This window comes from Mesorhizobium sp. B263B2A, assembly GCF_020165775.1.
Taxonomy (GTDB): Bacteria; Pseudomonadota; Alphaproteobacteria; order Rhizobiales; family Rhizobiaceae; genus Mesorhizobium; species Mesorhizobium opportunistum.
Genome location: NZ_JAIUIU010000005.1, coordinates 53149 through 79425 on the forward strand (window position 1 = coordinate 53149; position 26277 = coordinate 79425).

At 63.9% G+C, this 26277-nt stretch carries 28 protein-coding genes; 11 read left to right on the top strand and 17 right to left on the bottom strand.

Going from position 1 to position 26277, the window contains the following annotated elements; genetic code table 11:
* Positions 1-13 precede the first annotated feature (13 nt).
* The 6 genes from LB568_RS11140 to LB568_RS11165 all read right to left on the bottom strand — a co-directional run bounded on the left by LB568_RS11140 (position 14) and on the right by LB568_RS11165 (position 5997).
* Entirely contained in the window at positions 14-520 is a 507-nt protein-coding gene (locus LB568_RS11140; RefSeq protein ID WP_013892891.1) for an L-2-amino-thiazoline-4-carboxylic acid hydrolase, read from the bottom strand.
* On the bottom strand, positions 517-1302 hold the full coding sequence (locus LB568_RS11145) for an ATP-binding cassette domain-containing protein (protein ID WP_224730143.1): 786 nt from the start codon (positions 1300-1302) through the stop codon (positions 517-519). The genes LB568_RS11140 and LB568_RS11145 overlap by 4 nt, the downstream gene beginning before the upstream one ends.
* Positions 1299-2303, bottom strand: coding sequence for an ABC transporter ATP-binding protein (locus LB568_RS11150; protein ID WP_224730144.1), 1005 nt, complete (start codon positions 2301-2303; stop codon positions 1299-1301). The genes LB568_RS11145 and LB568_RS11150 overlap by 4 nt, the downstream gene beginning before the upstream one ends.
* A complete protein-coding gene (locus tag LB568_RS11155) occupies positions 2300-3130 on the bottom strand; it encodes an ABC transporter permease (RefSeq protein WP_224730145.1) in 831 nt (276 codons plus the stop codon). Before LB568_RS11155 ends, LB568_RS11150 begins: the two co-directional genes overlap by 4 nt.
* The gene (locus LB568_RS11160) at positions 3127-4113 is read right to left on the bottom strand and encodes an ABC transporter permease (protein ID WP_224730146.1); all 987 of its coding nucleotides are present in this window, start codon (positions 4111-4113) and stop codon (positions 3127-3129) included. Before LB568_RS11160 ends, LB568_RS11155 begins: the two co-directional genes overlap by 4 nt.
* A 273-nt stretch (positions 4114-4386) precedes the next feature.
* On the bottom strand, positions 4387-5997 hold the full coding sequence (locus LB568_RS11165) for an ABC transporter substrate-binding protein (protein ID WP_224730147.1): 1611 nt from the start codon (positions 5995-5997) through the stop codon (positions 4387-4389).
* A gap of 89 nt (positions 5998-6086) precedes the next feature.
* On the opposite strand from LB568_RS11165, the gene LB568_RS11170 reads away from it, so the two are divergent.
* Positions 6087-6308, top strand: coding sequence for a hypothetical protein (locus tag LB568_RS11170; RefSeq protein WP_224730148.1), 222 nt, complete (start codon positions 6087-6089; stop codon positions 6306-6308).
* A 62-nt stretch (positions 6309-6370) separates the two neighbouring features.
* Complete coding sequence (locus tag LB568_RS11175; protein WP_224730149.1) at positions 6371-7561, top strand: M24 family metallopeptidase; 1191 nt, start codon at positions 6371-6373, stop codon at positions 7559-7561.
* 191 nt (positions 7562-7752) lie between these two features.
* Here the strand turns inward: LB568_RS11175 and LB568_RS11180 are convergent, their stop codons facing one another.
* The 3 genes from LB568_RS11180 to LB568_RS11190 are packed head-to-tail and all read right to left on the bottom strand — an operon-like array spanning position 7753 to position 10244.
* Positions 7753-8172, bottom strand: coding sequence for a cupin domain-containing protein (locus tag LB568_RS11180; RefSeq protein ID WP_031257424.1), 420 nt, complete (start codon positions 8170-8172; stop codon positions 7753-7755).
* 6 nt (positions 8173-8178) lie between these two features.
* Complete coding sequence (locus LB568_RS11185) at positions 8179-9036, bottom strand: phosphoenolpyruvate hydrolase family protein (RefSeq protein WP_224730150.1); 858 nt, start codon at positions 9034-9036, stop codon at positions 8179-8181.
* Positions 9037-9047: 11 nt separating this feature from the next.
* The gene (locus tag LB568_RS11190; RefSeq protein ID WP_224730151.1) at positions 9048-10244 is read right to left on the bottom strand and encodes a Tm-1-like ATP-binding domain-containing protein; all 1197 of its coding nucleotides are present in this window, start codon (positions 10242-10244) and stop codon (positions 9048-9050) included.
* Positions 10245-10295: 51 nt separating this feature from the next.
* Between LB568_RS11190 and LB568_RS11195 the strand changes: the two genes are divergently transcribed.
* From LB568_RS11195 to LB568_RS11225, 7 genes are all read left to right on the top strand, one after another.
* Positions 10296-10979, top strand: coding sequence for a TetR/AcrR family transcriptional regulator (locus LB568_RS11195; RefSeq protein ID WP_224730152.1), 684 nt, complete (start codon positions 10296-10298; stop codon positions 10977-10979).
* A 359-nt stretch (positions 10980-11338) separates the two neighbouring features.
* Positions 11339-12655, top strand: coding sequence for an ABC transporter substrate-binding protein (locus LB568_RS11200; RefSeq protein ID WP_224730153.1), 1317 nt, complete (start codon positions 11339-11341; stop codon positions 12653-12655).
* Positions 12656-12722: 67 nt separating this feature from the next.
* Positions 12723-13628, top strand: coding sequence for a carbohydrate ABC transporter permease (locus tag LB568_RS11205; RefSeq protein ID WP_023763961.1), 906 nt, complete (start codon positions 12723-12725; stop codon positions 13626-13628).
* A 1-nt stretch (position 13629) separates the two neighbouring features.
* Positions 13630-14589, top strand: a complete 960-nt coding sequence (locus LB568_RS11210; RefSeq protein ID WP_023763962.1) for a carbohydrate ABC transporter permease — start codon at positions 13630-13632, stop codon at positions 14587-14589.
* On the top strand, positions 14586-14822 hold the full coding sequence (locus tag LB568_RS11215) for a hypothetical protein (protein WP_013892905.1): 237 nt from the start codon (positions 14586-14588) through the stop codon (positions 14820-14822). The genes LB568_RS11210 and LB568_RS11215 overlap by 4 nt, the downstream gene beginning before the upstream one ends.
* Entirely contained in the window at positions 14819-15922 is a 1104-nt protein-coding gene (locus LB568_RS11220) for an ABC transporter ATP-binding protein (RefSeq protein ID WP_023763963.1), read from the top strand. Before LB568_RS11215 ends, LB568_RS11220 begins: the two co-directional genes overlap by 4 nt.
* The gene (locus LB568_RS11225) at positions 15922-17025 is read left to right on the top strand and encodes an ABC transporter ATP-binding protein (RefSeq protein ID WP_224730154.1); all 1104 of its coding nucleotides are present in this window, start codon (positions 15922-15924) and stop codon (positions 17023-17025) included. The genes LB568_RS11220 and LB568_RS11225 overlap by 1 nt, the downstream gene beginning before the upstream one ends.
* Before the next feature lie 9 nt (positions 17026-17034).
* On the opposite strand, the gene LB568_RS11230 is transcribed toward LB568_RS11225, so the two are convergent.
* Both LB568_RS11230 and LB568_RS11235 read right to left on the bottom strand, forming a co-directional pair.
* The gene (locus LB568_RS11230; protein ID WP_224730155.1) at positions 17035-17466 is read right to left on the bottom strand and encodes a DUF4437 domain-containing protein; all 432 of its coding nucleotides are present in this window, start codon (positions 17464-17466) and stop codon (positions 17035-17037) included.
* Positions 17467-17573: 107 nt separating this feature from the next.
* A complete protein-coding gene (locus tag LB568_RS11235) occupies positions 17574-18560 on the bottom strand; it encodes an AraC family transcriptional regulator (protein WP_013892909.1) in 987 nt (328 codons plus the stop codon).
* Between the two features lie 91 nt (positions 18561-18651).
* Here LB568_RS11235 and LB568_RS11240 point away from each other — a divergent pair, with 91 nt between their 5' ends.
* The gene (locus LB568_RS11240) at positions 18652-19866 is read left to right on the top strand and encodes an MFS transporter (RefSeq protein WP_224730156.1); all 1215 of its coding nucleotides are present in this window, start codon (positions 18652-18654) and stop codon (positions 19864-19866) included.
* Positions 19867-19951: 85 nt separating this feature from the next.
* Here LB568_RS11240 and LB568_RS11245 read toward each other — a convergent pair whose 3' ends face one another.
* Complete coding sequence (locus LB568_RS11245) at positions 19952-20299, bottom strand: GFA family protein (RefSeq protein ID WP_140571196.1); 348 nt, start codon at positions 20297-20299, stop codon at positions 19952-19954.
* Positions 20300-20412: 113 nt separating this feature from the next.
* Here LB568_RS11245 and LB568_RS11250 point away from each other — a divergent pair, with 113 nt between their 5' ends.
* Positions 20413-21708, top strand: coding sequence for an amidase (locus tag LB568_RS11250; protein WP_224730157.1), 1296 nt, complete (start codon positions 20413-20415; stop codon positions 21706-21708).
* A 25-nt stretch (positions 21709-21733) separates the two neighbouring features.
* Here LB568_RS11250 and LB568_RS11255 read toward each other — a convergent pair whose 3' ends face one another.
* The 5 genes from LB568_RS11255 to LB568_RS11275 are packed head-to-tail and all read right to left on the bottom strand — an operon-like array spanning position 21734 to position 25991.
* On the bottom strand, positions 21734-22123 hold the full coding sequence (locus LB568_RS11255; protein ID WP_013892913.1) for a hypothetical protein: 390 nt from the start codon (positions 22121-22123) through the stop codon (positions 21734-21736).
* A gap of 41 nt (positions 22124-22164) precedes the next feature.
* A complete protein-coding gene (locus tag LB568_RS11260; protein WP_013892914.1) occupies positions 22165-23151 on the bottom strand; it encodes a hydroxyacid dehydrogenase in 987 nt (328 codons plus the stop codon).
* Positions 23152-23153: 2 nt separating this feature from the next.
* Complete coding sequence (locus tag LB568_RS11265) at positions 23154-23873, bottom strand: FadR/GntR family transcriptional regulator (RefSeq protein WP_013892915.1); 720 nt, start codon at positions 23871-23873, stop codon at positions 23154-23156.
* Positions 23874-23875: 2 nt separating this feature from the next.
* Positions 23876-25045 (bottom strand): mandelate racemase/muconate lactonizing enzyme family protein, encoded by a 1170-nt coding sequence (locus tag LB568_RS11270; RefSeq protein ID WP_013892916.1) that lies wholly within the window; start codon positions 25043-25045, stop codon positions 23876-23878.
* A gap of 58 nt (positions 25046-25103) precedes the next feature.
* The gene (locus LB568_RS11275; protein ID WP_013892917.1) at positions 25104-25991 is read right to left on the bottom strand and encodes a sugar phosphate isomerase/epimerase family protein; all 888 of its coding nucleotides are present in this window, start codon (positions 25989-25991) and stop codon (positions 25104-25106) included.
* Between the last annotated feature and the right edge of the window lie 286 nt (positions 25992-26277).

The window sequence follows — 26277 nt, forward strand, 5'->3', positions numbered from 1 at the left end:
TCCTGGAATTGCTCTAGCCGGCATCGCGATTGGTCAGCGCGATGTGGCAGCAGCCTGGGCCGTGGCCCGGCGTCCAGGTGACATTGTCGAAACGCACGCCCGTCGCCTCGAACAGGCCGCGGTCGAAGGCGCCGGCGATGCGGCAGAGCGTGGCGAGCTTTTCGTCACCGACTCCGGCCTCGACCCAGGCGTCCTTGAGCGGGCAGCGCTTCACCTTGAAGGCGATGCGGTCATCGCCGCGCTCGACATCGGTCGGGTACATCAGGCCGCCATCCGGGCTGACCGCCAGGAAGGCCTCGCCGATGGCGCGCGCGTCGTTGGCGCCGAAGCTGGCGAAGGCGGCTGCAGCCACTTCCTTGCCGCGCTGCTCGATGGTTCGGATCATGACCGCCTCGGCCTTTTCGGCACCGAGCTCTCCGGTCAGCTCGTCGAGGAACAGGCGGTAGAGATCGGCGCGGTTGCGGAAGGCGGAATCGAGTTCGCGCGACAGTTTCTCGGCTCTGGCTACGGGGTCGGTCATGATACGTCCTGTGCGGTTCTCTTGAGTTTTGGCGCGGCGGCCACCAGGGCCTTGCCGATGGCCGATTGCGGTGCGTCGATGACGGCACGGGCGTCGCCGCTCTCGGCAATTCGCCCAGCGTCGAGGAGGATGACGCGCTGAGCGATCGCGCGGACCACGCCGAGATCATGTGAAATGAAGAGATAGGCGATCCGTTCCTGCCTTTGCAGGTCGAGCAAAAGATCAAGGATCTGCCCGCGCACGGAGACGTCGAGCGCCGACACCGCTTCGTCGAGCACGATCAGCGACGGTTTCGTGGCGATGGCGCGCGCGATGGCGACGCGCTGCCGCTGGCCGCCGGAGATTTCGTGGATGGTGCGCGCGGCAAGATCCGCTGCCAGCCCTACGCGTTCGAGCAAGGCCGCGATGCGGTGGGGGCGCTCGGCGCGCGAGGCAATGCGATGGATGCGCAAGGGGTCGTCGAGCACCCGCGCCACCGTGGCCCGTGGATTGAAGGCGGCCAGCGGATCCTGGAACACCATTTGCAGGCGCGCGCGATGCGTTCGCAGCGCGGCACCACCAAAAGCCAGGAAATCATTGCCTTCGAATTCGATGCGGCCGGCATCCGGATCGGTCAATCGCAGCACCAGCCGCGCGATTGTCGATTTGCCGCTGCCGGAAGGGCCGGCGAGCGCCAGCGTTTCGCCCGGCTCAATGTGAAAAGAGAGATCGTCCACGGCGGCAACGGTCTTGCCCCCGCGACGGTAGCGTTTGGTGAGGCTGGACACCGAGAGCAGGCTCATGCGTGGCGCCCGCTCCGGTTCAACAACGGTTCGGCATCGAGGCCGATATGGGCATCAAGCAGCGCGCGCGTGTAGGCCTGGGCCGGCGCGTCGATAATCCGTGGCGTCGTGCCAAGTTCGACCAACTGGCCATGGCGGAACACGGCGATGCGCTCGGCAAGCTCCGCGGCAAGCGCGATGTCATGGCTGATGAACAGCAGCGTCATGCCGTCCTCGGCCACCAGCCGCCGGATCAAGGCAACGATGTCGGCCTGCACGATGGTGTCGAGCGCGCTGGTCGCCTCGTCGGCGATCAGCAATTTCGGCCCGGCGGCGATGGCGGCGGCAATTGCCACGCGCTGCTTCTGGCCGCCGGAGAGCTGGTGCGGGAAGGCTCGCAGGGCCGAGTCAGGATCGGGCAGCCGGACGCGTTCGAGCAGGGTTTTTGCTTGCGTGTATGCCTGTGGCCAGGTGAGGCCGAGGTGGGTGCGGGCGACTTCGGCGATTTGTTTGCCGATTGGCATAACGGGGTCGAGGCTGGCGGATGGGTCCTGGAAGACGAAGCCGATATCGCGGCCGCCGAGGGGGATTCTGCTGAGCTCGGATTCGAAAGGTTGGCGTTCCGTCACACCCCCCTCTGTCCTGCCGGACATCTCCCCCGCAAGGGGGGAGATCGGCAGCGTCTTCGACGGCCCACTTTTGGCAACGTTGGTGACTGGCGAAAGCGGAGATGAATGCACAATCTCCCCCCTTGTGGGGGAGATGTCCGGCAGGACAGAGGGGGGTGCCTTGGCGCCGAAGGTTGGCAAGGACCAGTCGATGCGGCCTTCAACAGCGGCAGACCCCGGCAACAACCCCGCAATCGTCAGCGCCAGCGTGCTCTTGCCGGATCCGCTTTCGCCGATGATGGCCAGGCGCTCGCCAGCGACGATATCGAAGCTGACGTGCTTCAACGCCGCGACCTCGCCGCCGTCACGGCGGTAGGTGACCGTCAAGTCGCGGATCGCTGCGAGTGCAGTCACGACAGGCCTCTCCTGATTGCCGTCGTCTCGACGATGCCTTCACCGGCGAGATAGACGCCGAGCACCGTCAGCACCAGTGCTATGCCAGGGACGATCGACAGGAAGGGCGCGGTACGCAAAACAGTGCGGCCTTCGGCGATCATGCCGCCCCAGGTGACCCGATTGGGGTCGCCGAGGCCGAGAAACGACAAGGCTGCCTCGGTGAGGATCGCGGCGGCGACGATCACCGATGACATCGCCAGCACCGGCGGCAGCGCATTGGGCAGCACTTCGCGAAAGGCGATTTCGAGCGGATGCATGCCGATGGCGCGGGCGCTGGCGACATAGTCGCGCTCGCGAATGGAGAGAACTTCCGCGCGGGCGATACGGGCAGGCCCGGTCCAGGTGCCGAGCGCGATGGCGATCACGACGACGCCGAGCGATGGCCCGACGACACTGACGAAGGCCAGAGCCAGCAGGAAGCCCGGCACGGTCTGGAAGGCGTCGGTGACGCGCATCAGCACCTCGTCGACGAGGCCGCCGGAAAAGCCGGCCAAAGTGCCGACCACTGCGCCGATGGCCAGTGCCGCCGTCGCCGCCGCAAGCCCGACGGCGAGCGAGGTGCGGGCGCCGTGGAAAAGCTCGGCCAGCACGTCGCGGCCGAGCCGGTCGGTGCCGAGCGGCAGCGACCAGTCCTGGAACGGCGGCAGCAGCGACGGCCCGGCAATGGCTTGCGGATCACCGGAGAACAGCAGCGGAGCCGACAGCGCCATGGCGATCAGCGCCGCCAGAAGGATGGCGCCGGCGACGGCCTCAGGCCTCCGCAGAAAGCGGCGAAGCGGGTTCACGCGCCGGCCTCGCTGGCGCCGACGCGCGGATCGAGGAAGGCATAGGCGATGTCGACCAGGAGGTTGATAACGATGACCAGCACGGCGCTGACCAAGATGATGCCGAGCAGCAAAGGTGTGTCGCGCGCGGCCACCGCTTCCTGCGCCAGCCGGCCAAGGCCGGGCACGGAGAAGACGCTCTCGATGACGACGCTGCCGCCGAGCATCTGCGCCGACTGCAAGCCAAGCATGGTGACCAGCGGCAGCAGCGCATTGCGGGCAATGTGGGCGAGCACGATGCGGCGGCGCGAAAGCCCCCTGGCGCGGGCGGCCAGGACAAAATCCCGCCGCCAGACTTCGGCCATGCCGGCACGCATCATGCGCAGATAGAGCGCGAGATAGATGAAGCCGAGAGCGGAAACCGGCAGGACGAGATGGATGGCGATGTCAGCGGCGCGGTCGAGGCCGGTCTTGTCCGAGGCCAGGGTTTCGATGCCGCCGATCGGCAGCCAGCGCAGGTCGACGGCAAAGACGACGATCAGCACCAGGCCGAGCCAGAAACCGGGCACGGCATAAAGCGCCAGCGAGCCGATCGACAGGAAGCGGTCGCGCAAACTCCCTGGCCTCGCGCCCGCATAGATGCCGAGCGCCGAGCCGAGCCCGAAGGAGAGCGCGGTGGCGCTGACCATCAGCAGCAGCGTGTTGGGCAGGCGTTCGAGGATGACGTCGCGGATCGGCCGGGAGAAGGTCACCGACTGGCCGAGGTCGAGATGCAGCAGCGCCCAGAGATAGTTGGCGAGCCGCGTCAGCTCCGACTGGTCGAGACCCCAGCGATGACGCAGCAATTCGATCATGCCGGCGTCGCCGCCGGTCGAGACGATGTAGGCGTCGACGGCATCGCCGGGGGCGGCCTCGAGCAAAAGGAATGTGCCGATGACGACGATCAGCAGCACGAAGATGCTGCCAACGAGGCGGCGGCGGAGGAGGATGAGGGCGCGGGTCATAGGCCCCTCCGAGTGTTGGCGTATGTCCGCCTATAAGAAATGCCGAGCCCAGGCACCCCCCTCTGTCCTGCCGGACATCTCCCCCGCAGGGGGGGAGATTGGATGTCACCGACGGCTTCGCCAACTTTCGACGCCGCATAATTGGCGGAGCGGACAAATAGCTGATCTCCCCCCTTGCGGGGGAGATGTCCGGCAGGACAGAGGGGGGTGCGAAGGAACTCGGCCTTCGGCCAAATTCCCCTTTTCTCGCGAATTCTCATCCGCGCAAATGTGTCACGATTCCAGATACGTGTCCGCCCAGTTCGACACCGCCCAGCGCGGGTTGTTGGCGATGTTGCCAACCGTATCGCGCGCGACGCTGATAAAACTCCATTCGGCGACGTTGATCAGCGGCAGGTCGGCGGCCACCTCCTTCTGGAACTCCTTGTAGAGGTCGGTGCGGGCCGTGGTGTCGAGCGTCTCGGACGCCTTGGCGATGAGCGCATCGAGCGCGTCGTTCTTGTAGCCGCCCTGGTTGGAGAACGGCACGCCGTCGGGAATGCCGCTCTGCACCAGGATGGTTGTCGAGATCGCGGGATCGCCGCGGAACACCGGCGGACCCACCGCAAGGTCGAAGGCGTGGTCGGTGTAGACGGCCTTGATGTGCGCGGCGGAGTCGTTGTTGACGAGCTCCGCGTCGATGCCGATGGCGGCGAGTGCCTGGCGCAAATAGTCGCCGAACTGCTTGGTCTCGTTGAAATATGGCGCGGGCAGGAGCTTGAGCGAAAAGCGCTTGCCGTCCGGGCCTTTCTTGTAGCCGGCCTCGTCGAGCAAGGCGTTGGCCTTGGCGACGTCGAAGGCATAGGTCGGCACGTCGGCGGTGTAGAACTGCGGGTCGTTCTTCGGCACCGGGCCGGTGGCGGTCGCGGCATAGCCAAGGAACACCGTCTTGACGACGAAATCCTTGTCGATGGCGTGCGCGATCGCCTGGCGCACTTTCACATCGGCCAGTTCCTTGCGGCGATGGTTGATCTCGACGACGAGCTGATAGGTCAGTCCTTCATAACCCTTGGTGATCACCTTCAGGCCCGGCACCTTGGAGATGCGGTCGAGGTCGGCCAGCGGCACGGCCGAGAAGGCGGCAAGCTGGATTTCCTCGGCTTCCAGCGCGCTTGCGGCCGACGTGCGGTCGGGCAGCACCTGGTAGATGATCTCGTCGAGGTAGGGCTCGTCCTTGCCCCAGTAATCCGTGTTCTTGATCAGCCGGTAATACTGGCCGGCCTTGTACTCGCCGAACTTGAACGGCCCAGTGCCGATGGGCGCGTTGTTGGCCGGGTTGTCCTCGATCTTGCCGACCTCGTAGACATGCTTCGGCACGACGCTGCTCAGCGCCGGCAGCGCGTTGCGGATCAGCTGGAACGGCGTCGGCTTGGCGAATTTGAACACGGCGGTGAGATCGTCGGGCGTGTCGACGGCGGCCAGGTCCTTGAACACGGTGCGGCCGAGATTTTGCAGCGGCTTCCATATCTGCAGCGCCGAGAAGGCGACGTCGGCCGACGTGAACGGCTTGCCGTCATGCCATTTGACGCCTTCGCGCAGCTTGAACGTCACCGAAAGCCCATCGGCGGCGCCTTCCCAGCTCAGAGCCAGGCGTGGCGCAAGCCCGTCCTTGCCGTCAAAGGAGGCTTCGGCCAGCGTTTCGACGATCTTGCTGGAGATGAAGAAGACGCCGTTGGAGGCGACGATCGCCGGGTTGAGGTTGCGTGGCTCGGAATCGGCGGCGAGCACCAGTCGGCCCCCCTTCTTCGGCGTCTGCGCCCAGCCAAGTGTCGGCATGGCGGTGGAGGCGAGCAGCATCGCCGAGCCGGCAAGCATTTTGCGTCTGGAAATCGTGAAACCTGACATGATCGAACTCCGTCCTCTCCGCGACCCCACACGGCGCGCCATACCCCTCGGACGCCTGCGAGCCCGCCGGCATCCTTGCGGCGGCGATTATGAGCCTTGCCAAAGGTTTCGCCAGAGACGGAATTGGCGCATCCTTGCTTGGCTTTGAAATTTTCGTCCGCTGGACCAGTTTGCGGGAAATGGCTCAATTCAATCTATCTGGTAAGACCAGATTTGATGCATATACGGCCAATGACGGCTTGGTGACGGCGCAGTCGCGGTCTTCGGATATTTCTGGCTGGACCAGTGTGGGAAAAATGGTGCAGATTTGATCGACAGCCAGCGGATCGGGCGCGGAGCGGCCAGTGATCCCAGGCAATCCAGGGAGAGAGAGATGAACATTGCCCCGGGCAAGAGTGCCGTCAGCAAGATCCCGTTCGACCAGGCTAGGGTCGATCGGCTGATGGAGGAGGCGGGCATCGATGTGCTGCTCGCGACCTCCAAGCACAACACGCAATATCTGCTTGGCGGCTACAAATTCATCTTTTTCGCCGCCATGGATGCGATCGGCCACAGCCGCTATCTGCCCATAGTCGTTTACGAGAAGGGCGGACCCGATCACGCCGCCTATATCGGCAACCGCATGGAAGGCGGCGAGCACCAGAACAACCCGTTCTGGACGCCGACGCTGCACGCCGCCTGCTGGGGCACGCTCGATGCCGCGAACCTCGCCGTCGAGCATCTGCAGAAGATCGGCAAGGCGGGCGCGCGCATCGGCATCGAGCCGGGTTTCCTGCCCTCGGACGCCTACACTCTGATCCGCAAGGCGCTGCCGGATGCCAAGCTGATCGATGCGACCGACATGCTGGAGCGCATGCGTGCGATCAAGACCGATGCCGAGCTGAAGAAGCTGCGCACGGCTTCCGAACTGATCACCGATTCCATGCTGGCGACCATCCAATGGGCGCGCGAAGGCACGACCAAGGCCGAGATGATCGAGCAGTTGCGGCGCGAGGAAACCAATCGCGGGATCCATTTCGAATATTGCCTGCTGACGTTGGGCTCCAGCCATAACCGCGCCGCTTCACCGCAGGCATGGAAGAAGGGCGAGGTGCTGTCGATCGATTCCGGCGGCAATTATCACGGCTATATCGGCGATCTCTGCCGGATGGGCATCCTGGGCGAGCCCGATGCCGAGCTGGAGGATCTGCTGGCCGAGGTCGAGACGGTGCAGCAGGCTGCCTTCTCGAAGGTCAAAGCGGGCACGCTCGGCGGCGAGATGATTTCCCACGCCGAGGGCGTGCTGAAGAAATCAAAAGTCGCTGCCTATACGGATTTCTTCGCCCACGGCATGGGCCTGATCACGCATGAGGCGCCATTCCTGATGACCAACCATCCGGTGACCTATGAAGGCACCTATGCGGCCAAGCCACTGGAGAAGAACATGGTGCTGTCGGTCGAGACGACGATGCTCCACCCGACGCGTGGCTTCATCAAGCTTGAGGATACACTGGCGGTGACCGAGAGCGGCTATGTGATGTTCGGTGATCGGGGGCGGGGGTGGAACCGGGGCGGGACAGCCTAGCTCGGCGCGGGCCTCCTCACCCGGATTGCCAACCGAATTGCGAAGGGCAATTCGGGGCAATCCGACCTCTCCCCAAGGGGAGAGGAGTTCGCGCCGGCGCTGGCTTCTGTCTTCTCCCTCGGGGAGAAGGTGGCTGCGCGAAGCGGCCGGATGAGGGAGCCTCCCCATAAACGCGGAAGCGCGAGGAGAGACTACTCGCCACCCGCCGGAATCAGCCTGAAATCCGGCAGTTCCCGCAAGCCCAGTTCCGGGCCAGCCGGCGAATAGACGACGAAGAGCTGCATCGGCCCGTCGCCTGTGTTCAATGTCGAATGAAAACGGCTTTCCGGCACATAGATGGTGCAGCCGGGGCCGACCTTCTCGACCACCGGATTGCCCTTTTCGTCCTCGACCATCTGCTCGCCATGGCCCGAAATGACGAAGATGATCTCTTCGGCGCCGGGATGGTTGTGGCGGGCGTGGCCCTTGCCGGAGGGCAGGTCGACCACGCCGCCGGAAAAGCGGACAGCGCCGTTCACTTCCGGAGCCACCGTCAGCGACAGCTTGCCCCAGTCGAAGCCGAAGGCGCTGACGTCCTTCGGGTAGACAAACACCTTGCTCTTGTCGATCATCTCTCATCATCCCTTCTTTTTCTTCGCGGCTTTCTCGCCACTGAGCGCCTTGAAATCGGCAGTCTGCCTGGCGATCGCCGCTTCGGCCGGCAGCCGTTCCATCGAGCTTGCGCCATAGAAGCCATGCAGGCCCTTGGCTCGTGAGAGAATGTAGCGCGCGTCGTCGGGCATCGAGATCGGGCCGCCATGGCAAAGCAGGATGACGTCCTTGCGCACCGAGCGGGCTGCTTCGGCGATGGCATCGATCTGGACCACGCAGTCGTCGAGCGACTTGGCCGAGGTGGCGCCGATCGAGCCGCCTGTCGTCACGCCCATATGGGCAACGACGATGTCGGCACCGGCCTTGGTCATGGCGCGGGCCTCCTCGGGGTTGAAGACATAGGGCGTGGTCATGAGGTCAAGCTTGTGCGCCTCGGCGATCATGTCGACCTCGAGCCCAAAGCCCATGCCGGTCTCCTCGAAACTCTGCCGCATCGAGCCGTCGAACAGGCCGATGGTCGGAAAGTTCTGCACGCCGGAAAAGCCCATCGTCTTCAGCTCGGCGAGCAGCAACGGCATGATGACGAAAGGATCGGTGCCGTTGACGCCGGCAAGAACCGGCGTCTTCTTCACCACCGGTAGCACCTCGTAGGCCATCTCCTTGACGATCTCGTTGGCATTGCCATAGGCGAGCAGGCCGGCCGCCGAGCCGCGCCCGGCCATGCGGTAACGGCCGGAATTGTAGATGATGATGAGGTCGATACCGCCGGCCTCCTCGGCCTTGGCCGACAGGCCGGTGCCGGCGCCGCCGCCGATGATCGGGACGCCCTTGTCGATCATTCCCCGGAACTTCTTCAATATGTCCTTGCGAGGGATTGCGGGCATGTTCTTGGACCTCAGTGTCTGGCGATGTCGAGGAAGGCAGCGGTTGCCGCCCGGGCGAATTCGGGGTCGTTGATGTGCAGCGGCAGGCGGGTGACGCGGCGCGTGTTGTTTGGCTGGATGGTGCGCTCGATGGCTTCGAACAGGACGGCATCGGCCTCCGGATCGAAAAAGGCGCCACCCTTGATGTCGAGCGCCGAGACACCCTTTTCAGGGATCAGAAAATGCACCGGCCCTTCGCAGCGGGCGAGCCTGGCGCCGATCCATTCGCCGATCTGGCGGCACTCGTCAGCCGTGGTGCGCATCAGCGTGACGTTCGGATTGTGCTCGTAGAACAGCCGGCCGCGATATCGTTCCGGAACGGTCGAAGGCGCCCAGAAATTGACCATGTCGAGCGCGCCGACCGAACCGACATAGGGCAGGCGGGTGCGCATGATCGCTCCGAAACGATCCTGCGTCGCCGGCAGCACGCCGCCGAGCAGAAGGTCACAGACTTCGGTGGAGGTGACGTCGATGACGCCGGACAGCAAGCCGCTGTCGGCGAGCTTCTCCATGCTGCGGCCGCCGGTGCCGGTGGCGTGAAAAACCATGCAATCGTATCGGGAGCGGAGCTGGTCGGCGATGGCGGTCACGCACGGCGTGGTGACGCCGAACATGGTGAGACCGATCGAAGCCTTGCCGTCGGGCGGCGGCGCAGGCCTCGCCGCCATGCCGGAGATCGCCTGGGCGGCATTGTGCAGGACGACGCGGGAGAGCCGGTTCAACCCCGCCATGTCGGTCACCGCAGGCATCATGATGATGTCGGAGACATCGACATAGGGCGCGGTGTCGCCCGATGCGAGCGTCGAGACCATGATCTTGGGCAGGCCGAGCGGCAGGGCGCGCATGCCCGAGGTGATGATCGATGTGCCGCCGCCGCCGCCGATACCGATAATCGCGGCAATGTCGTTTCGCGATTGGATGAAGCGGGCGAAGGCGACGCCCATCGCGGCGACGGCGGCGCCGCGATCACTTCCGCCGAGCACGGCGTTGACGCCGTCGGGGTGATGGCCGGAAATTTCCTTGGCGGTGATGTCGACAGGCACGGTTGCGTTGCGCGTTCCGACATCGACACGGCAAACAGCGGCGCCGGTGGCGGCGACCGCATCGGCCAGGAAGGCGAGTTCCTCACCCTTGGTGTCGGCGGTGCCCACGACGTAGATGCGCTTCACGGGCCGTTCCCAGGTCATTGCAAATTTTTGAGACGCGCGTATCGTATTGATATGGATGTCTCACGTCAACAAGCCGCCGTGCAGGACGACGCCGGCGAGAGAGCCGAGCGCGGACCCCGGGCGCGCACGAAACGGCTGATGCTGGAGACGGCGACGCGGCTGATGCAGGCGGGCGTCACGCCTTCGGTCAGCGAAGTCGCGGAAGCAGCGCAGGTTTCCCGTGCCACCGCCTATCGTTATTTCCCGAGCCAGGCGGCGCTGGTGCAGGCGGTCGTCAATGAGGGGCTCGGCCCGATCCTTACCTGGCAATCGACCTCCCCCGATGCCGGGCGCCGGGTCGCCGAGCTGTTCGCCACCGCCATGCCGCGTATCGAGGCCTTCGAGGCGACGTTCAAGGCGGCGCTGAAGCTGTCGCTCGACCAGTGGGCAAGGCGCCAGGCCGGCACGCTGGGCGGCGAGCCGGCCCTCACGCGCGGTCATCGCGTCGATCTTTTGAAGGAGGCGATCGCGCCGCTCAAAGGCCGCTTGCCGCCGCGCGACTTCAAACGCCTGGCGCAGGCACTGTCGCTGATCTTCGGCGTCGAGGTGCTGATCGTGCTGAAAGACATCTGGGGGCTGGATAGCCGCAAAACGATGGCGGTCGCGCAATGGGCGGCTGGTGCGCTGGTGCGTGCGGCGGTCGCGGAATCGATCGATGAAGGAGGCGGTGCCGGTTCAAGGACAGCCGTGAAATAGCACCAATCTGGTTCGACCAGATTTGCATGCCGACTATTGATATTAGCTCCAGCGCGAGGTGCCAGGCAACACCTGTGCATATCACTGAGTAGGAAAATCATGCGAAAACAGGCAGATAATGTCTGAATCCGAGAGCGCTGAGGATGTCGAGCTCCCAAGAAAGGGCTTGACGTCGACGCAGGATTGGTAATACCAGATTGGATCAGAAAAGTGGATTGAAAGTGAGGGTTGCGATCCATTTTTCCGGCAGGGCGAGGAGGCCGAAACCGGAAAGGTGCGATTACGGGAGGAACTACCAGGGTCGGCTGCGTCGCCGGCTCGGATGACAAGGTAGAACGCGCACAAGGGAGGAAATCATTATGCGCAAGTTAGTGACCAGCGTGCTTGCTGGTATCGGCTTAACGCTTGCCTGCGGAACGTCCGTCTACGCGCAGGAAAAGTCGCTCACCATCTTCTGGGCGGAATGGGATCCGGCCAACTATTTGCAGGAACTCGGCAACGAGTACGAGAAGGAAACGGGCGTCAAGATCACGGTGGAAACCACCCCGTGGTCCGACTTCCAGACCAAGGCCTTCACCGAGTTCAACGCCCATGGCGACGCCTACGACCTGGTCGTCGGCGACTCGCAGTGGCTTGGCGCCGGCTCGACCGGCGGCCACTATGTCGACCTGACCGATTTCTTCAAGAAGCATGACCTCGGCAATGTGATGGCGCCGGCGACGGTGAAGTACTATGCCGAATATCCGGGCGGCAGCAGCAAGTACTGGGCCATCCCGCTTGAAGGTGATGCCGTCGGCTGGTCCTACCGTAAGGACTGGTTCGAGGATCCCAAGGAAAAGGAAGCGTTCAAGGCCAAGTATGGTTACGACCTCGACGTGCCGAAGGATTTCAAGGCGTTGCGCGACATCGCCGAATTCTTCTATCGGCCGGACCAGAAGAGGTACGGCATCGCCATCTACACCGACAATTCCTACGACGCGATGGCGATGGGCTTCGAGAACGCGCTGTTCTCCTATGGCGGCGAACTGGGTGACTATTCGACCTACAAGGTCGATGGCTTCATCAACTCCGACAAGGCGGTCGCAGCGCTCGACGCCTACAAGGAACTCTACAAGTTCACCCCTCCAGGCTGGGCCAAGTCGTTCTTCGTCGAAGACAACCAGGCGATCACCGAAAACCTGGCCGCGATGAGCATGAACTACTTCGCGTTCTTCCCCTCGCTGATCAACGAGGCGTCGAATCCGAACGCCAAGAACACCGGCTTCTTCGCCAACCCTCCGGGCCCGAACGGCGACCAGTTCGCCGCACTCGGCGGGCAGGGCATCTCCATCGTCTCCTACTCGCAGAAGCAGGAAGAGGCGACGAAGTTCCTCGAATGGTTCATCAAGGACGAGACCCAGAAGAAGTGGGCGGCCCTTGGCGGCTATACCTGTAGCGCGGCGGTGCTCAAGTCGCCGGAATTCCAGAACGCCACGCCCTACAACAAGGCCTTCTACGAGACCATGTTCAAGGTGAAGGATTTCTGGGCGGTGCCGGAATATGCCGAACTGCTGCAGCAGCTCAACCAGCGCGTCTATCCCTACATGATCGGCGGGGAAGGTACCGCCAAGGAAACGCTGGACGCTTTGGCGGCCGACTGGAACGCGACCTTCAAGAAGTACGGCCGCGGCCAATAACGATCATGCCTCGCGGAGGGGGCTTGAAGCCCCCTCCGTTTCTTTTTCCGCAACCGGGAGCAGGGTCTTGGCGACCACGATGATCACCACGCTGGACAGGTCTTCAAGAGCGGCCGCGCGCGGCCTGAGCGACACTTCCATCCGCAATCTCTTCATCATCCCGACGGTCCTGTTCCTGATCGTCTTCAACATCTTTCCGCTGATCTATTCGCTCGGCTATTCCTTCACCGACTTTCGTGCGTCGACCAATGCGCCGGCGACTTTCGTCGGGCTGCAGAACTATCGCGACCTGCTCAACGACCCCTATGTCTGGTCCAATTTCGCCATCACCGCCAAATACGTCATCATCTCGGTCGCCGGCCAGTTGTTTGTCGGCTTCGGCGTGGCGATGCTGCTCAACCGGGATATCCCGCTCAAGGGCCTTATCACCACGCTCCTGCTGCTGCCGATGATGCTGTCGATGGCTGTTGTCGGCTTGTTTTGGAAGCTTCTCTACGATCCATCATGGGGCGTCATCAACTATGCGCTCGGGCTCGGCAATTTCGAGTGGCTGGCCGATCCCAAGATGGCGCTCTACGCGGTTGCGTTGACCGACATCTGGATGTGGTCGCCCTTCGTCATGCTGTTGTCGCTGGCAGGCCTCTCGGCGGTGCCGAAACATCTCTACGAGGCCGCCGCGATCGACCGCGCCGGACCGTTCTACACCTTCTTCCGCATCACGCTGCCGCTGGTCGCGCCGATCCTGATGATCGCAGTCATCTTCCGCACCATGGAGGCGTTCAAGACCTTCGACCTCGCCTACATCCTGACCAGCCAGCCGACGGCCGAGCTGATCTCGATCCGGCTCTACAAGATGGCGTTCCAGGAGTGGCAGACCGGGCGTTCCTGCGCGATGGCCTACATCGTGCTGATCATGGTGCTGGCCATTACCAACATCTATGTCAAATACCTCAACAAGGTGAAGGAGCGCTGAGATGGCTGCAGTCCGCACTTCTTCAGAGATCGGCTTCAACCGCATCGCCATCGTCGCCGTGCTGTTGGTGACGATCATCTTCCTCGCCCCGATCTACTGGATCGCCTCGACGGCGTTCAAGCCGCGCAACCTGGCCACCACCATCCCGCCGACGGTCGTCTTCCAGCCGGAAATTTCGCCTTTCGTGAAGCTGTTCACCAAGCGCTCGCAATTGCGCAGCCCGCCGACGCCCGAAGAGTACGCGGCCGCCCCGTGGTGGGAGCGCGTCGTTTTCGATGGCGGCGAGAAGATCGTGCGTGACGGTAAAGGTCAGGTGCAGTGGTCGGGCTATCCGAGCCGCTTCCTGAACTCGCTGATCATCGCCATCACCTCGACGGTGCTGGCGGTCGGCATGGGCACGTTCACCGCCTACGGCTTCTCGCGCTTCAAGGTGAAGGGGGAGGCGGATCTGCTCTTCTTCATCCTGTCCACGCGCATGCTGCCGCCGGTGGTGGTGGCGATCCCGATGTTCCTGATGTACCGAGCGGTCGGCCTCAACGACACCCATGTCGGGCTGATCATCCTCTACACCGCCTTCAACCTGTCCTTCTCGGTGTGGCTGATGAAGGGCTTCATGGACGAGATACCGAAAGAATATGAGGAGGCGGCACTCGTCGACGGCTATACGCGCATGGAAGCCTTCTTCAAGATCGTGCTGCCGGAGGCGGCCACCGGCATCGCCGCCACCGCCGTGTTCTGCTTCATCACCGCGTGGAACGAATATGCCTTCGCGCTGATCATGACCAATCGCCGTGCGCAGACCGCCCCGCCGTTCATCCCCAGCCAGGTCGGCTCCGGCCTGCCGGACTGGACGGTGATCGCCGCCGGCACCTTCCTGTTCCTGCTGCCGGTCGCCATCTTCACCTTCCTGCTGCGCAATCACCTGCTGCGTGGCATGTCTTTCGGAGCGATCCGCAAATGAGCTTTCGCGCCATCAATCAGAAATATCTGGAGCCAGGCAGCCAGGTGCTGATGGTGCTCGGCATCGTCGCGCTCTGCCAGCCGTGGAACATGCTGCTGCACACATACGGCCTGACCATTATCCTGATCGGGCTGATCGGCTTCAACGTCACCTCGAAGATCGCACCGGAAGACAAGGCCGGTACCGGGCATTCCGGGGACATGCAGGCGCGAAATCCGGGAGCACAGCATTGACCCAGATCGAGCTTCGCGGCGTCCAGAAGTTCTTCGGTGCCGTCCAGGTCATCAAGGACCTCAACCTCCAGATCGCCGACAACGAGTTCATCGTTCTGCTCGGCCAGTCGGGCTGCGGCAAGACGACGACACTGCGCGCCATCGCCGGGCTGGAGACGATCGACGAAGGCGATATCCTCATCGATGGCAAACCGATCCAGCATCTGAAGGCCGCCGACCGCGACATCGCGATGGTCTTCCAATCGTTTTCGCTCTACCCGCATATGAGCGTCTACGAGAACATCGCCTTTCCCCTGCGTGCCACGCGCAAGAGCAAGGCGGAAATCGACAGCGAGGTGCGCTCGGTCGCCAAGACGCTGCAGATAACGGACCTGCTGGCCAAAAAGCCGTCGGCGCTGTCGGGCGGCGACATGCAGCGCGTGGCCATCGGCCGGGCGCTGGTGCGGCGGCCGAAGGCCATGCTGATGGACGAGCCGATCGGCGCGCTCGACGCCAAGCTGCGCGAGGAGATGCGGGCAGAGATCAAGCGGCTGCACATCAAGCAGGGCTCGACCACCATCTATGTCACGCACGACCAGATCGAGGCGATGAGCCTCGCCGACCGCATCGTCATCATGCATGAAGGCGTGCTGCAGCAGGTCGGTTCGCCGGACGAAGTCTATTCGCGCCCGGCCAATCTGTTCGTGGCGCAATTCGTCGGCAGTCCAGTGATGAATGTCGCCGACGCGGCGGTGGCCGAAAAAGCCTCGTCCGCATCGGTGACCGTGGGTGACGCGGCCACCGGCTTCGAGTTTCCGCGAGCTCTCCTGTCGAAGCTCAACGGCCATGCCGCGGGTGGGCTGGCACTCGGCATCCGGCCGGAAGGCGTGCTCATCCGCCGTGACGCGGCCGAGGGGTTCATGGCTGTCGAAACGCAGATCGTGGAACCGCTCGGCTCCTTCGACATCGTCGACCTGAAGGTCGGCTCCAAGATGCTGCGCGCGCGCACCAAAAGCGGTTTCGTCGCCGGACCCGGCGAGAAGGTGTTCGCCAGGATCGACCCGACCCAGGCGCATTTCTTCGACAAGGCAAGCGGCAAGTCGCTTGATGTGAGACTCTGATGGCGCATATCCAGCTCAAGAACATTTCCAAGACCTTCGGCAACCACACCGCCTTGGCCGGGCTCGATCTCGACATCGCCGATGGCGAGTTCTTCGTCCTGCTGGGCGAGACGGGTGCCGGCAAGACGACGACGCTGCGGCTGATCGCCGGCCTGGAAAAGCCAAGCGAAGGCCAGGTCTTCATCGACGGCGTCGACGTCGCCGACTGGGGCGCGGCCGAGCGCGACGTGGCGCTGGTGCTGCAGCAATACTCGCTCTATCCGCGCTACACGGTGCGCGAAAACCTCGAATTCCCGCTGAAGCCGAAGATCCGCCGGCTGCCCGACGCCGAGATCAAGGATCGCGTCGACCGCGCCGCACGTACGCTCAGGATCGAGCATCTGCTCGACCGCAAGACCGACCGCCTGTCGGGCGGCGAGATGCAGCGCGTCTCCATCGGCCGCGCCATCGTGCGCAAGCCGCGCGTGTTCCTGATGGACGAGCCGCTGTCGGCGCTCGACGCCAAGCTGCGCGAGGCGCTGCGCACGGAACTGAAGAACCTGCAGATACAACTCGGCGCCACCTTCCTGTTCGTCACCCACGACCAGATCGAGGCGATGTCGATGGGCGACAAGGTCGGCGTGCTCAACCATGGCCGCATCGTCCAGACTGGCACGCCGCACGAGATCTACAACAACCCGCGCGACACCTATGTGGCGAGCTTCGTCGGCTCGCCGCCGATGAACCTCATCGACGGCAAACTGGTCAACGGCCGCGCGGTGATGGCACCGCTGAATTTCGAACTGCCATATGCAGGGGGAGCCAATAGCTCGGGGGGACCAAAGACGAGCGGCGCGACCGACGGCCGCCCGCTCGTCTTCGGCATCCGTCCGGAGGATGTCTATCTGGAAAGCGGCGCGCCGGTCGAGGCGCGCGTCCACGATGTCGAGAATCACGGCGTCGAAAAGATCCTGACGCTCAGGGTCGGCGATACGACGCTGCGCGCGACGGTGCCGGCAAGGACCGATGTCGCGATCGAGCAGCCGGTGCGCTTTGCCTGGAACGCGGACAAGGTCGTGCTGTTCGACAAAGGCAGCGGCGTCAGCTTGCGGCACGCCGGATAGAGCGCCCGATCACTTTGCCATGTAGGTCTCGTAAGGGGTGTCGTTGATCAGCAAGATCACGCATTCCGTGTCGGAGAGGCAGGCGTCGTCGTGCATCTGGTTGGCCTTCTGGGTCCAGTAGGATCCCGGAGGCAGTTCCACCTTGGTTGCTTCGCCGCCGTCCATCTGCCGATGCGCCCACAGCCCCTTTATGACCACCGCCCGGTAGTCCGCGGTGTGCGCGTGAACAGGAGCACGCCAGTTGCCCGGAACCTTCAGCAACGTGCCCGCCGGGCCCTTGGCCCGCTCGCCCCACAGCGGGCCAAGGCGATGCGGCTGGTCGGGCACTTCGGCGACATAGGGAATCTTGTCCGCCGGCAGATAGCTGTCTTCGAGGGCGAAGGCCTGGCCGGAGACCACGAGCATGGCGGCGAGCGTCAGGATTTTCATATGATTTAGCATCGACTATGCTCCATAGGCTGATTTGCCGCCGGCCCTCCATTAGCGGGCAAACTATTGCGTGGGGGCAACTTGGCAAACCGGAATCACCAGTCGTCACGGCCGGCGCATCAGCTGGCCTGCCGTATCTCAGCCTGTTCCTCGGCCCGCAGGTGGCTGGGCGCCGAACCGATGACGCGCTTGAAGGCGCGGCTGAAGGCCGCGTCCGATTCGTAACCGAGGCGGGCGGCAACGACCGATATCTTCATCCGGTCGCGGACCAGCCATTGCCGCGCCTGATGCATCCTGACCTGGGTGACATATTTTGCCGGCGTTTCGCCGACGATGGTGGCGAAGCGCTCGGCAAAGCCCGAGCGCGAGGCGCCCATCATCCGGGCCAGCGACTCGACCGTCCAGTCATGGTCCGGTTCGAGATGAATGGCGGCCAGCACGCGGCCGATGTCGCGGTCCCTGACCGCCGCGATCCAGCCGGAGGAGTCGCCGCAGCCACGCTCGACCCATGAGCGGATGACGGTGGCGGCAAGCACATCGGCCAGCCGCGCCAGGATGCCGCCGGACCCGACGCGCTCCATCGTCACTTCGCGCGCCATCGAATCCAGCAGGTGCGGAATGCCCGGTTCGTAGTCTTCGAGCTCGTGTGTGCGCATCACATCCGGCATCATCCCGAGCAGCGGATGCAGGCCATCGAGGTTGAAATACATGCTGGCGCAGAACAGCAGCGTGCCCGGCTGGCCATTCTTGTCGCACATCTCCGCGTTCGACGTACAATAGACGTCCTTGCAGACCTCTTCGCGGCCGTAGCTGTGAATTGGCCAGGCCTGGGCGCCGGGTTCGCTGGCCAACACGTGAGCAGCGCCCCGCGGCAGCAACACCGCATCGCCGGCATTGAGCTGCACCCACTCGCCGGATGGCTGCTTCAGCCAGCAGCCCTTGCGGCCGATGAAGTGAAACCGGGCCGCAGGCTGGGCCGGGAACTGGATGCCCCAGGGCTCTTTCATTTCGCAGCGGCCATACTCGACGCCATCGAGACGCAAGCCGCGCAATATGTCGGTCAGCGCGTCGCCAGTGACCGGAATTTTGGACGAACGGTCAAACATAATGGTGTTTCTAACATGGAAACTCCAGCCCGTCACTCCCTATGTTGCACTGCAGCCAAATGCTGCGCTGCAACTTCATCGGAGACTGACCATGGCCGAATCCGCGACGGGCGCTGTCGACGCCGCCCTACTGAACCCCGCAGACCAGGAGGAACGAACAGAACCGGCATGGGGTGCCGTGGTCTCGCTCGCGCTTGGGGTTTTCGGCCTCGTTACCGCTGAATTCCTGCCCGCCAGCCTGCTGACCCCGATGGCGCGCGATCTCGGCGTCACAGAAGGCGTGGCGGGACAAGCGGTGACGGCGACCGCGATCGTCGGCGCCATTGCCGCACCGACAATGGCAATCATCACAAGGCGCATGGACCGCAGGCTGGTGATGTGGATGCTGACGATGTTCCTGATCCTGTCCAATCTCCTGGCCACCTTTGCTTCATCCTTGTCCATGCTTCTGCTTGCCCGCGTCGTGCTTGGCGTCGCCCTGGGCGGCTTCTGGGCGATGTCGGCTGCCATGGCGCTGCGGCTGGTGCCGATGCGGCTGATGCCGCGCGCCATGTCGATCATCCTGACCGGGGTTTCGCTCGCCACCGTCACCGCGGCTCCCGTCGGGGCCTATGTCGGTGACATCTGGGGATGGCGCACCGCCTTCATGATCGCGACCATCGTCGGCGCGCTGGCGCTGCTGGTGCAGGTGGCGACCATCCCGAAGCTGCCGCCCGTGGGCGTCGCAAGCTTCCGCACCTTGCTCGAGGTGCTGGAACGGCCGTCGATCCGGGTGGCGCTGCTGGTCGTGCTGCTGGTCGCGTCGGGGCACTTTGCCGGTTTCACCTATGTGCGCCCGTTCCTCGAAAAGGTGCCCGTGCTTAACATCGAGACGATTTCGCTGGTGCTGCTGGCCTACGGCATAGGCGGCTTCTTCGGCAATGTCGCCGGCGGCATCCTGGCCGAGCGCAATCTCAAGGCAGCGGTCGCGCTGGCACCCCTGCTGATTGCACTGGCCGCCGCCTCGATGCTGGTTCTTGGCGCCTCGCCGACCATTGCCGCGGTTTCAGTTGCGGTCTGGGGCTTTGCCTTCGGCGCGGTGCCGGTCGGGCTGCAGAGCTGGCTGGTGCGGGCCGCGCCCGACCAGGCTGAAAGCGCCGGCGGCTTGATGGTGGCAACGTTCCAGGTGGCGATTGCATTGGGCGCCGTCTTTGGTGGCCTGCTGGTCGACCATGCCGGCGTCGCCAGCGCCTTCGCCTATTGCGGCACAGCGACATTGCTGGCGGCCATCGTGGTGTTCCTGCGCGGCCCGAAGCGCGTGGAATAGTGTCGCCGAATCCCTGATTTGGGAGCGGCCCGAAAACCGTCACGGTCTTCGGGCCGCTGTCTTTGTGATGGCTTGTGCAACAGTATCAGGCCGAGCGCCCGTCGAAGTCGAAGATCGACAGGGTCGAAGGATCGAGATCGGCGACACAGTTGAGGTTGATGTAGGCACTGCGTTCCCCGCCTTCGCGTACATCCTCGGCGAAAGGGTGGATGCCGCAGGTGCGGCAGAAGCGGTGCGCCATCGCATGTTTGCCGAATGTGTAGGTGCCCAAATCATCACCCCAGGCCAGCACGGCCAAGGCCGCGTGCGGAATGGCGCACAGGAGCGCGCCCTTGCGCGAGCAGATCGAACAATTGCACCGCACGGCCCCGGTCAGCTCCGCCTCGAATTCGAAGGCTACCTTGCCGCAGTGACAGCTGCCTTTGTAGAGCATCGTTTTCTTCCTTGCGTCCGGCAGGGGTGCAAAACCACCTGCGCCGGGTTAAGTCTTGGCATTCCATGCGCTTGCCCAAGGACGTTCGAGGCGTCCGGAGTCCGACACCGAAAATGCAGTCAGCCCGCGATCATCTGGAAATCATCCTGGCGCGCCTTGCCGCTCGTGCCGGTGAGGAACGCGTGTTTACCAAGCTCTACGCCGAAGTGGCGCGGGCGGCAGCCGATGCCAGTGATGCCCGCAAACGGGCAGACGTGACACTTGGACCGCTCGACGGCACCATCGTCTCGGTCAAGGATCTGTTCGATGTCGCCGGCGAACCAACCACAGCCGGCTCGCTGATGCGCAAGACCGCCATGCCCGCTTCGCGCGACGCGGCCACCGTCAGCCGGTTGCGGCAAGCCGGCGCTGTGATCATCGGCAAGACCAACATGACCGAATTCGCCTTCACCGCGATCGGCGACAACATGCACTACGGCACGCCAGGCAATGCCGTCGATGCCAGCCGCATTCCCGGCGGTTCGTCCTCAGGTGCCGGCGTTTCCGTCGGCGAGGCGACGAGCGAAATATCGATCGGCTCCGACACCGGCGGCTCGGTGCGCATACCAGCGTCGCTCAACGGTGTCGTCGGCTTCAAGCCGACGGCGCGGCGCGTGCCGCTGACTGGCGCCTTCCCGCTGTCCGCCACTCTCGACTCGATCGGGCCGCTCGCTCGAACTGTAGTCCAGTGCGCCGCCGCCGATGCCGTGATGGCTGGCAATATGCCGGCCGAGCTGGCGCCGATCCCCCTTTCAGGCCTTCGCATCGGCATTCCGCGCGGCGTTCTCTTTGGAGACACGGAAAGCGAGGTGGCCGCGGCGTTCGAGCATTGTCTCGGCAAGATCGAACAGGCAGATGCGCGCCTGGCTGACATGTCGATAGACGATCTGCTTGGAGAGATGCGCGCGGCGACGAAGCGTGGCTCGATCGCTGCGATGGAAGGGGCCGAAATCCATGCCGACTGGCTGGCGACGGGAGCATCGGTGCCGGTCGACCCGCATGTCAGCGGACCTTTGTCGCGGGCAGCTGCCATACCGACGCCGGTCTACATCAGGGCCCTACGCCGCCGCGCCGCGCTGGTCGCCGCCATGGACGAGCGGCTGACATCGTTCGATGTGCTGGCCTTGCCGACGACGCCGGTGACGGCGCCGAGTATCGTATCGATGGCCGAGAATGCCGAGCTGCGCGATCACATAGAGGGCCTGCTGCTGCGCAACACGCAGGTTGCCAACCAGTTCGACCTCTGCGCGATCTCGCTGCCCATGCCGGGCATGACGCTACCAGCGGGGCTGATGCTGGTGGCGCGCAATGGCCATGATCGCCGTCTTTTGCGGATTGCCGCTGAAGTGGAAAGGCTGCTGGGCGGATGATCGGCAGTCGACCGCAGATGGCGGATCAGTGCGACGAACAGTGCTTGCGTTCGCTGTCCTTGGCGGTGCGCACGATGCGGGTCGCGACCAGCCAGGGCAGGCTGTAGTCCTTGCCGGTGATGGTTTGGGTACGGTGCTCGATCGAACCCCTGACGATGATCTTTCCGCTGTAAAGCACGTCGGACTGATCCGTTATCGCCTTGTCGGCCTGCGGCAATCCGCTGGTGTCGATCGATACTCCCTTGATGATCGTGCCGGTGGCAAGGTCGAGCGCGCTGTTCGACGGGCAGGGCGCCTTGAAGCAGCGAAGCCCGTTGTCGCAATAGACATAACTGCTTTCGCCTGCGGCGAGTGCCGGCACAGCGAAGATCGACGAAGCTACAACAGTCAGAAATGCGAGGCGAAAACCGGACATGGTTGCAACGTCGCGGAGAATTGGGGCGAAACCGCGATGCGCTATATGTCGAGCGGAAAGCGCCGCCGGTAGTGATCGACCACTTCCGGATTGCGCAGGTTGACCGGCAGTTTGCCAGCCAGCACCAGCAGGGCCTCGCCCGCGGCGCCGACGCCCATGCGCATCATCGATTCCTCGGTAATCCCTGCCATATGCGGGGTGATGATGACGTTGTCGAAGCCGAAATAGGAATGATTCGACGGCAGCGGCTGCGTCGAGAAAACGTCGAGCGCGGCACCGCCGATACGGCGCTTCTGCAAGGCCTCGATCAACGCGTCGTCATCGACGACCGGGCCTCGCGACACGTTGATCAACAGCGCATTGGGTTTCATGCGGGCGATGCGCTCTCGGCTGATCAGGCCGCGCGTCTCCGGCGTCAGCGGGCAGCAGAGCACGATGATGTCGCTCTGCTCGACCAGCGCATCGATCGACAGGAATCCGACCTTTTCCGGCGCCGGCTGCATGCTGCGCGTCGTGGCCACCACTTTCAAGTCGAAGCCGTGCGCTGCGATATGGCCGACAGCCTGGCCGACGGCGCCAAGGCCGACGATGCCGATGGTCTTGCCGGCGAGTTCGACGTTGGCGTTGGCATGCTCGCGTCCGGCGAGCCAGCCTTTGGTTCGCAGGTCGCGGTCGACCTTGCGGAATTGCCGAAGCAGGGCAAGTGCAGTGAACATGACGTGTTCGGCAACCGAGCGCGCATTGACCGCCGGCACATTGGCCACCAGCACACCGGCGGCGGCCGCCGCCTCCATCGGGATCATGTCGAGCCCGGCGCCATGGCGGATGGCCGCCCTCAGCTTCCAGGCACCCTCGAACAGCGCCGGCGGCAGCGGTGCACGCACGATGACGATGTCGGCGTCCTTCGCTTCCCTGGCCAAGGTGCCAGCATCGAGCGCCGATGCGATCACAAGCTGGCCGGCGCCCGCCAGTTTGGCCGCGGCGCGCGGGTGCAGCGGATGGGTCGACAGGATCTTCGGCTGGGCCACGGTCAGGCCTTTTCGAGCGCTGGGCTCGGCGGCGCAGCCGCCATGCCGCCTTCGATCAGGCCCTTCCAGTAGCTTTCCGCCCCTTGCAGATGCGCGCTCATCAGCGCCTGGGCGAGATTGCCGTCGCGGCGCAGCAGCGCCTCGTAGATCTGCACGTGCTCGGCATGCGAGCGCACGCTGCGTTCGGGATCGTTGAAATAGATCGGCAGGCGCTGCTCGCCCATCAAATAATAGACGCTGCAGATGTTGTGGAAGACGCTGTTCTTGGTGGCGCGCACGATCTCAAGATGGAATTCGCGGTCCTCCTTGGCAAGGCCCTCGCCGGCGGCGATGCGCTCCTCGGAAGCCTTGAGGATTTCGCGCAGGCGTTCGAAATTTTCCTCGGTGGCACGCGAACAGGCAAGTTCTGCGGCCTTGATCTCGTGGATCTTGCGCAACTCGACTGTCTCGTAAATCTGCAGCGGATCGAGCGGCAGCCCGGCGCGGGCAAACAGCGCCAGCGCCTCGACGCTCGCCTGCTTTGTGTCGATGTAGATGCCGGACTTGGCGCGGCGTTCGACGATCCGCATGGCTTCGAGGATGGCGAGCGCCTCGCGGATCTGGCCGCGGCTGACGCCGAAATGCTCCGCCAGCTCACGTTCCGACGGTGTCCGGCCGGTCTCCTTGTCCGAGTGGGAGAACAGATAGGCGGCGAGTTCCGCGAGAAGGTTCTTTTCTTTCATCGTCAATTGCGTTGCGCGTGCGCCTCCAGGAACCGCTCCGAAATGGTGAATCCCAGACCCGGCTTTTCGGGGATCGCTATCATACCGTCCCTTGCTTCGACAGTCTCTTCGATCAGATCGTGGATCATCGGGTTGGCGCCGAGCGAATATTCGACCGTGAAACTCGCCGGCGAGGCGGCGCAGACATGCAGCCCGGCAAAGAAGCAGGGGGCGCCGGCCCACAGATGCGGCGCAAAGCGCAGGTTGAAGGCGCTGGCGATGGTGCCGATCTTCATCGCCTCGCTGATGCCGCCGCAGAAGGCAGGATCCGGCTGGAAGATGTCGGCGGCCTTGAGCACGGCGAGGTCGCGGAAGGCATAGCGTGTCGCCTCGCTTTCGCCGGTGGCGATCGGGACGGCGCACGAGGCGCGCACTTCAGCCATGCCAGGCTTGTCATCGGCGATGATCGGCTCTTCGAACCAGGCGAGATCGAGGTCGTTGACCAGATGAATGAAGCGCTTTGCTTCGGCGACCGTATAGGTACCGTGGGCGTCGACCATCAGTTCGACGTCGGGGCCGAGCGCCTGGCGCGCGGCGCGGACGCGCGCGGCGGAAATGTGCGCGGCGCCATCCATGGCGCCGACCCGCATCTTCAGCGCCTTGAAGCCACCCCGGGCGATATAGGACTTCAACTGCTCGCCAATGGCATCGGCGGCGGCCCAGCCACCCGAGGCATAGGCCTGCATGCGGTCGGCCTTGCGGCCACCCAGCAGCCGCCAGACCGGGACGCCCAGCGATTTGCCCAGAATATCCCAGAGCGCGATGTCGACGGCGCTGATGGCGGCGACACTCATGCCGCGCCGCGCCAGCTGCGGCATGGCATGGCCGGCGCGTATGGCGCTGTCGTGGCGCACGCCGTTGTAGAGCATTTCCCAGATGACGCCGATGTCGGCCGGATCACGGCCGATCAGCTGCGGCCCAACCTCATGGTTCAGCATGTGGACAAGGGCGCCGTAACTGCCGGCGCTGCCGGCGGCGTTCTTGCCTTCGCCCCAGCCGACCAGCCCATCATCGGTTTCGATGCGCAGGATGGCGGCGTCGAAGGTCGTGACCTGGCCGAAGTCGCTACGGTGTTGCCGAGCGGCTTCGATCGGGATGCGGACCCACCAGGCTTGGACGGTCTTGATGCGCATATTTTTCCCCAGCCCTGCCGCCGGCCAGGGCGAAAGGGCAAAATCCCAAAGCAGTCGACTACTTGATCAGCGGCAGCAGCGTTTCGGCGGTGATGCGCATCTGGTCGGTGTAGAATTTTTCGGTGAGCACGCTGGAGCCATGGTCCTGGATGAACTTCAGCTGTTCAGGCGAGATGTCGACCGGATGGCGCTCGACCATTTCGGGGTAGGGTGCCGCCGGCGTCCGGTCGACGGGGGCGACGAACTCGTTGGTCAGCGCGCCGTCGTAGCCGACTTCCTTCAAGGTGGCGACGATCCTGGGCCAGTCGATCTGGCCGAGGCCGGCGGCGAAGCGGTTGTTGTCGGCGACGTGGAAGTCGAACAGGCGCTTTCCGACCTGGCGGATGGCGTCGTGGACGTTAAATTCCTCCATGTGGATGTGATAAGCGTCGAGGCAGACGCCGCATTCGGGGCTGACCGCGTCGGCCAGCGCCAGCGCCTGGGCGCCACGGTTGAACAGATAGGTTTCGAAGCGGTTCAGCGGCTCGACCGCGATCTTGACGCCGACCTTCTTGGCGTGGGTGAAGCACTCGCGGGTCGCATCGACCACCCACTTCCATTCCTCTTCCTCGGTGCCGTCAGGCACCACCTTGCCGACGGTCGCGGGGACAAGCGTGATGATCTCGCCATCGAGTTCGCTGACCATGGTCAGCACGTCCTTGACATACTGCACCGAGCGCTCGCGCTGGCCCTGGTTCCTGGCGGCGAGGTTGCGTTCGCCCAGCATCAAGGTGACCGCGCCCCAGCAGCGGATGCCATGTTCCTTTAACAGCGCCCGCGTCTCCTTGGTCTTGTACTGTTCGGGCTCGCCGGAAATCTCGATCGACTCGTAACCGAATTTCTTGATGCGTTTGAGCGTCGTCTCCAGAGGTTCCGCGCGCATCCAGTTGTGCGTCGAAAGATGCATGGTCCGTCCTTCCCAAAGTTCGTCCGTATGGTTTGCCTGCGACATGCATCGCCGAAAGGCGACGCAAGTGTTCCTCCCCAAGGCATCCCCAGCCTTTTCCTTGCAAACTGGTTCGACCAATTGGGCCTTAAATGAGGTCTACAGCAAATTCCCCGGAACGGCAAGAAGCGCGGCATCGCAACTTTTCGCGCGGATTACGCTATTGATTATATTGCGATATATGCCATCATTTTGAGTAATTGGAGGGCTTTGGCGGCGCATTGGGAGGCTTGACCAAATTTGCCCA